The sequence below is a fragment of the Romboutsia timonensis genome (assembly GCF_900106845.1).
Classification (GTDB): Bacteria; Bacillota; Clostridia; order Peptostreptococcales; family Peptostreptococcaceae; genus Romboutsia; species Romboutsia timonensis.
Genome location: NZ_LT629850.1, coordinates 1,559,212 through 1,565,302 on the forward strand (window position 1 = coordinate 1,559,212; position 6,091 = coordinate 1,565,302).

The 6,091-nt window shown below is 24.0% G+C and carries 8 protein-coding genes; 2 read left to right on the plus strand and 6 right to left on the minus strand.

The genetic code is table 11. The features are described from left to right. Positions 1 to 80 precede the first annotated feature (80 nt). Entirely contained in the window at positions 81 to 602 is a 522-nt protein-coding gene (locus tag BN7997_RS10055) for a hypothetical protein (RefSeq protein WP_071120660.1), read from the minus strand. Next, a complete protein-coding gene (locus tag BN7997_RS10060) occupies positions 575 to 1,213 on the minus strand; it encodes a TetR family transcriptional regulator (RefSeq protein WP_071120661.1) in 639 nt (212 codons plus the stop codon). The genes BN7997_RS10055 and BN7997_RS10060 overlap by 28 nt, the downstream gene beginning before the upstream one ends. Positions 1,214 to 1,585: 372 nt before the next feature. Between BN7997_RS10060 and BN7997_RS10065 the strand changes: the two genes are divergently transcribed. Then, complete coding sequence (locus BN7997_RS10065; protein ID WP_071120662.1) at positions 1,586 to 3,289, plus strand: ABC transporter ATP-binding protein; 1,704 nt, start codon at positions 1,586 to 1,588, stop codon at positions 3,287 to 3,289. A gap of 143 nt (positions 3,290 to 3,432) precedes the next feature. On the opposite strand, the gene BN7997_RS10070 is transcribed toward BN7997_RS10065, so the two are convergent. The 4 genes from BN7997_RS10070 to BN7997_RS10085 all read right to left on the minus strand — a co-directional run bounded on the left by BN7997_RS10070 (position 3,433) and on the right by BN7997_RS10085 (position 5,658). Beyond that, positions 3,433 to 3,900 carry a globin domain-containing protein gene (locus tag BN7997_RS10070; RefSeq protein ID WP_071120663.1) on the minus strand — a complete coding sequence of 156 codons (468 nt, stop codon included), beginning with the start codon at positions 3,898 to 3,900 and terminating at the stop codon, positions 3,433 to 3,435. A gap of 402 nt (positions 3,901 to 4,302) precedes the next feature. After that, positions 4,303 to 4,614 (minus strand): DUF3784 domain-containing protein, encoded by a 312-nt coding sequence (locus BN7997_RS10075; RefSeq protein ID WP_071120664.1) that lies wholly within the window; start codon positions 4,612 to 4,614, stop codon positions 4,303 to 4,305. 173 nt (positions 4,615 to 4,787) lie between these two features. Then, entirely contained in the window at positions 4,788 to 5,210 is a 423-nt protein-coding gene (locus BN7997_RS10080; protein WP_071120665.1) for a DUF3021 family protein, read from the minus strand. Between the two features lie 13 nt (positions 5,211 to 5,223). Beyond that, positions 5,224 to 5,658 (minus strand): LytTR family DNA-binding domain-containing protein, encoded by a 435-nt coding sequence (locus tag BN7997_RS10085; RefSeq protein ID WP_071120666.1) that lies wholly within the window; start codon positions 5,656 to 5,658, stop codon positions 5,224 to 5,226. A gap of 203 nt (positions 5,659 to 5,861) precedes the next feature. On the opposite strand from BN7997_RS10085, the gene BN7997_RS10090 reads away from it, so the two are divergent. Continuing rightward, the coding region (locus BN7997_RS10090; RefSeq protein ID WP_195906815.1) for a transposase at positions 5,862 to 6,091 on the plus strand (230 nt) is incomplete at its 3' end.

The window sequence follows — 6,091 nt, forward strand, 5'->3', positions numbered from 1 at the left end:
CAATTGTCTAGCAGAGCCAAAATAAAAATAGATATACATATTATTATTAATATTGTATACCTATTTTTATTAATATTATTTTAATTTTCTTTAAAAATTCTATTATATTTTGGACATACTTTATTTTTAAATAACATCATATTAATAATTAAAATTATTCCAAATATAATTCTAAATGGTATATCTGAAGTTTTAAGACCTGTTATAATTCCATTTAAGTCTCCTCCACCACCAATAAACTTTGATAATATTGACATATATAAGGGGTCAAGTAATAAAAAACATAAAGTTATATAATAAATTGCAATTAAAATATTCTTATTTTTTATTTTATAAATAGATGGATGAAATGCTAAAATATATCCTATTAATATAGTTACTATACTACTTAATCCACTAAATAATGCTAAGTTTATACCATTTAAAGAGCCTTCCGTAGTAACTATTTGTATTCCCCATATACCTACAAAACGTATTCTTTCAAATACACCAAGTATCAATGCTAATAAAAGGTGTGTTCCTTCATGAATAATATAATAACTAACAATAGCTATAAAAACACCTAACCATTGCTTTACTGATTTTTCCAATTCTCTTCCCATAATAGCTCCTCTTTTAAATATAATCTAAAAAATTCTTGTATATGTTTTTTTATTAAGTTTAATGCTTCATCAATTTTATCATCTTCAGAGTCATAACGGAAAAATAACATAAAAATAGGTGAATAAAAATGTATAGCCATTATATCTGGATTAGTTCCATTCACTTTACCCTCATTTATTAATTTTCTAAATACTTCGCTTTGATAACTTAAAGTTTTTTCAATAAACATATCCTTAAATTTTCTATTCAACTCATGATTTTTAAGATGCTCTATAGTCATCATTCTACGAAACTTCGATAATATATCATCTGTAAGATAAAATAAGAATATATTACAATATATCTCTTGGATTATGCTTATTGGAAAAACTTCTTTAGTATTTACATTATGATTAAATTTAGAAATTAATTCTTCTTGTAAACTGTCTATTCTACCCGCTGACACTTCAACGATAGTGTCAAATAATTGTTGCTTATTTTTATAATGTTTATATATAGCACTTTCTCTAATTCCTACTGCTTTTGCAATATCTCTTACTGATACTCCACTAAAACCAGATACAGAAAATAAAGACAATGCCTCTATTAAAATTTTATCTTTCGTTTTCATATTTAATCCTCTCATTTGGTTAACAGTTGTTCACCAAATAATTTTACAATATTTATTTTAACTATTCAATACTAAAAAGTTAAGCAACAATTATATATATAACTTTGTTGCATCTTAAATAATGATTTACTTCTTCTGCACATTGTCTTATAGAAAACCCTAATATCATTAGTTATCAGTATTTAAGCCATTTATCTAATCCTAGTTTTGTACTTGAGAATTAAGATAAAGTAAATTCTCAAAAGTATATCTACACCGCTTACAAATGTATCTTTATCTACCATTAGGTTTTCAATTTTTATTAATTTACTTTTAAATATAGATAATATATACTTTAGTGTAGTTTGATAAATATAAATTGTGGAGGTAGTCATGAAAAAACTATGGAAGTATCTATTTAAATACAAACTTCTATTTTTTACTAGAGTATTAACCATATCTTTAGCAGCTTTATCTGTAATCTGCTTTGACTTTATGATGGGATTTATAGTTGATATATTTTCAAATGGTGAAACAGAAAAGTTTGTTCCAATTATTTTAGCTAGTATTTTTCTTATAATATTATTATTCGTAACTGAATGTGTAGATGGATATGTTATGTCATCTTACATAAAAAATACAGTAAATTATTTAAGATGCGATATATTTACTAAAATATTAAACAAAGATATGAAGGACTTTTCTTTAGATAATAGTGGAAAATATATATCAATACTTTATAATGATATAAAAATAATTGAAGATAGCTTACTAAACAATATATTCTTAGTTATATCTTCTTTTATATCATTTATAATTTCTCTTTTATTTTTATTTTCAATAAGCCCATCAATAGTAATATTTATAGTTATATTTGGTATCCTTGGATTTGTAATACCTAATGCTCTTTCTAAAAAATTAATAATTGAAAAAAATAACTATTCACATAATTTAGAGGAAATAACCTCTGTTACTAAGGACTTATTTTCAGGATTTGAAGTTATAAAAGGATTTAATATTGGTAGTAAAATTAATACTATCTTTAAAAATTCCTCTAATACTGTTGAGTCTACTAAGAAAAAATGTTCAATACTTGAATCTATTATAAAAGGATTTTCACTATCTTTTAGCGTTACAGTTTACTTAGGAGTTTTAATACTTGGCGGATACCTTATGTATAAAGGTGAAATATCTGTTGGTACTGCAATTATTATAATACAACTTAGCACTCATATAGTTGGTCCTGTTAAAACTAGTATTTCTTTAATTAATCAAATAAAATCAGTTTCACTTATAGCTGATAAAATTGATGAAATACTTTATGACTCTTGTGAAGATATTGAAGAAATATCTTTACCTAAATTTGAAAACAGCATAGAAGTTAAAAACTTAGATTTTTCTTATACTAATGATAGAAAGGCTTTAAATAATATTAATTTAACCTTTGAAAAAAATAAAAAGTATGCCATTGTAGGTGAAAGTGGTTGTGGTAAATCTACATTAATAAAATTACTTATGAGATATTACAAAGATTACAACGGTGATATTTTAATTGATAATAAAGATATCCATAAAATATTTAGTAATGATTTATATAAAAATATGTCTATGATTCAACAAAATGTATTTATGTTTGATGATTCTATTAAAGAAAATATAAAGTTATTTGCAAACTATAGTGATGAAGAAGTTTTAAATATATGTAATAGATCTGGTCTTTCTAATTTAATATCAAGACTTCCTAATGGTATTAATTCTTTAGTAGGTGAAAATGGAAACAAATTATCAGGTGGAGAAAAGCAAAGAATAGCTATAGCTCGTTCCCTTATAAATAATACTAAAATATTAATTTTAGATGAATCTACCTCAGCCCTTGATAATGAAACTGCTTATAATTTAGAAAGTTCTCTGCTTTCTATAAATGATTTAACATTAATAGTTGTTACACACAAGCTTATAAAAAATATTTTACTTAATTATGATGAAATTATAGTTATGAAAGATGGTATGGTTATTGAGAAAGGCTCTTTTGATTATTTAATTAGCCTTAAAGGTTATTTCTATAGCTTATATTACCTTCAAAATGAAGATATATAATTAGTATAATACCTTTGTAACTTTATTAAATATAAAATAAATACAAAGGTATTTATTTTAGTATAAACTCTATTAGATAATTTTCTGATAAATAGTAAATACATTAATAAAGGCTCCTTTTTATAAAGGAGCCTTTTAATATATTACATTCTTTGATGTATTTGGTTATCTATGCATATTTGGTCTATATACATGTCTTTTTCTATTTGTATAAATACTTTAGCTATAACTTCGTAAGCTTCTGCCCATGCATTTAATACTTCTTCTGTTGCAGCATCTTTTAATACTTCTTTTATAGCTGCTAATAAATTTTCACCTACTATTGGGTAGTGTTCTGGTTTTACATTTGCATTAACGTGAGCTTTGCACATCTTTTGTACAGCTGGTAATATTGCTTCTAAGTTATCTATATTTTGTGCAGCTGCTAATACAGCCATTGCTAATGCCTTTGGTTGTTCTCCAGATTCTTGCTTGTCCATATTAAACATAGCTTTTATTTCAGGATTATTTTCAAACATTCTCTTATAGAAAGTTGTTGTTATTTCTACTCCATGTTCTCTTAATACTGGAACTGTACTTTTTATTATATCTATTGTCTTTTGATTTAACATATTTATTTCTCCTTTTAAATATCTAACTTATCTCTATCTTTATTATATTAAATATATACCCTTAGATTTTAACTATAAACAAATTTTATAAAATAATTATGATATTTATAAAAATATTATCACTTATTTATTCTAATAGTTAGGCTATATTAGCTTACTTTATAATAATAGTATAAAAATAACCATACCTTAGTACTTTCAATGCCTTGAATTATAAGGTATGGTTATTTTCTAATTTGCTATAAATTATTCGTAATATATTAATATTGTGAAAGTATTGTTCTGTTCAATAAAACATCACGTTTATTTCTTGAACAACATCTTACTGAAATAACTTTATTTAAACTAACTATAATTATCTCTAATACATCGCCTAATATAATATTTGTTTTATTGAACAAATTAATCTTCTAATTTTGCATATTTACAAATTCTATAATATGCACCAAATTCAGTTGCAAGTGCCATCACTATTATTGTAATTGTAATTATATATGGATACCTGTTTTGTAACACATAGTTTATGCCAGCAACTGCTGATAAACATAATCCAAATACCATAACATGAGAGCCCATAATATCTGCAACTTTATCATTATCATATTTTTTTAAATTTACCAAACTTACAAGATTACCCATTTTATACTTTCTAACCATAAATCCTAACACAAATCCCAAAATACCTATAATTAGAGTTATTATACTAAACTCCATATTTGTCCCCCCTTTTTCATAAAAAGATACTATTGGTAAATTATAACATATTAGAAATAATAATAATAATTAAGATACAGATACATTTACATAAAATACAGAATAAAAATAAGTGTCCACTAAAACATACTTTTTATTGAACACAAAAACATATATTATTATTAGTCTTTAATTTACTTAAGATTATTCAATTTTTTATTAATAAAATCAACGTCCTTTTTATTTTCATACACAGTAGCAAATAAGCAACCTAAATATATTATTATATATAGGGCAATACAAATACTTTGAACTAAGTATATATTGTTCATAAAATGTAAATATCTATTTATTATATTAAAAACGGATATAGTTAATATAAAGTGTATAATTAATCCTATATACCTAGGTAACTTTTTAATATCAAGTATTACAGAACTTGCAGATATCGCAAATCCTGAAGTTACAAAAGCAATTAAATACCTATTAATTTCTCTTATATCTAAGACTATTGTTCCATCACCTGTAAATAAAGAAATCCCAAATATCATAGAAAGTATAGATATAAACCCTATACAAGCTCCAATTCCACCTCTTTTTAATATATTATGTATCATATGTACCACATCCTTAACTTATAAATTCTTTGACTTTTTTTAAGTAACGCCTTGAAATATACTCTTTCATTCCATTTTTCAAATGAATGGTCACCATTCCGTTAATAGTAGCCTCAAAATTATCTACCTGGTATATATTAATTATGGCTGAATTTGAAACACGAATAAATTTTGATTTATCTAGTATATCCTCTAACTCATATAATCTATAGTTTAATTTTAAATTCATGTCTTCTGTACTTGCGTACACTTTTTTATTTTCAGAGTAAATAACCTGTATTTCATTTTCATTTATCAAATATGTTTTTTCACCGTTTATACCTGTTAAAATAAGACTATTTTTTGATAATTTACGAATTATAGTATCTATTTCATCACTCATAGAAGGTGTACTTATTTTAACTACAATATCATCTAAACTCGTATCTACATTTACTTTAATTTTCATAGAATACCTCCTTTCTTAAATTTATTATATATGATTAATTCAAAGTGATAAATAGTTTAAAGATAGGTGGTCTTAATTTGAAGATATGTGGAAATTTATTTTAAATTATGTTAAAAAAAGCTAGTAAATATTTACTAGCTACAGAGCGTAGACAAAGTCTACGCTCTTTTATTTTTGTCAATACTCTTTATGAGGTGATAAATATGTTAACTATAAGAAAAGAAAATTTTAGAGATGATGAAATAAATGTTATATTAGATGGATTGGTTCCTGAAAACCATTTAGTAAGAAAAATAGAAAATGCAATAGATTTTAGTTTTATTTATGATAAAGTAAAAGATTTATACTCTCCGTTAGGAGCTCCAAGTATAGATCCTGTTGTTTTAATAAAAATAGTTTTAATTCAATATTTATTTGGCATACCTTCAATGAG

Excerpts from the sequence above, each read along its gene's own strand:
- BN7997_RS10055 (WP_071120660.1), bottom strand. The coding sequence starts at position 602 with ATGGGAAGAGAATTGGAAAAATCAGTAAAGCAATGGTTAGGTGTTTTT.
- BN7997_RS10060 (WP_071120661.1), bottom strand. The coding sequence starts at position 1,213 with ATGAAAACGAAAGATAAAATTTTAATAGAGGCATTGTCTTTATTTTCT.
- BN7997_RS10065 (WP_071120662.1), top strand. The coding sequence starts at position 1,586 with ATGAAAAAACTATGGAAGTATCTATTTAAATACAAACTTCTATTTTTT.
- BN7997_RS10070 (WP_071120663.1), bottom strand. The coding sequence starts at position 3,900 with ATGTTAAATCAAAAGACAATAGATATAATAAAAAGTACAGTTCCAGTA.
- BN7997_RS10075 (WP_071120664.1), bottom strand. The coding sequence starts at position 4,614 with ATGGAGTTTAGTATAATAACTCTAATTATAGGTATTTTGGGATTTGTG.
- BN7997_RS10080 (WP_071120665.1), bottom strand. The coding sequence starts at position 5,210 with ATGATACATAATATATTAAAAAGAGGTGGAATTGGAGCTTGTATAGGG.
- BN7997_RS10085 (WP_071120666.1), bottom strand. The coding sequence starts at position 5,658 with ATGAAAATTAAAGTAAATGTAGATACGAGTTTAGATGATATTGTAGTT.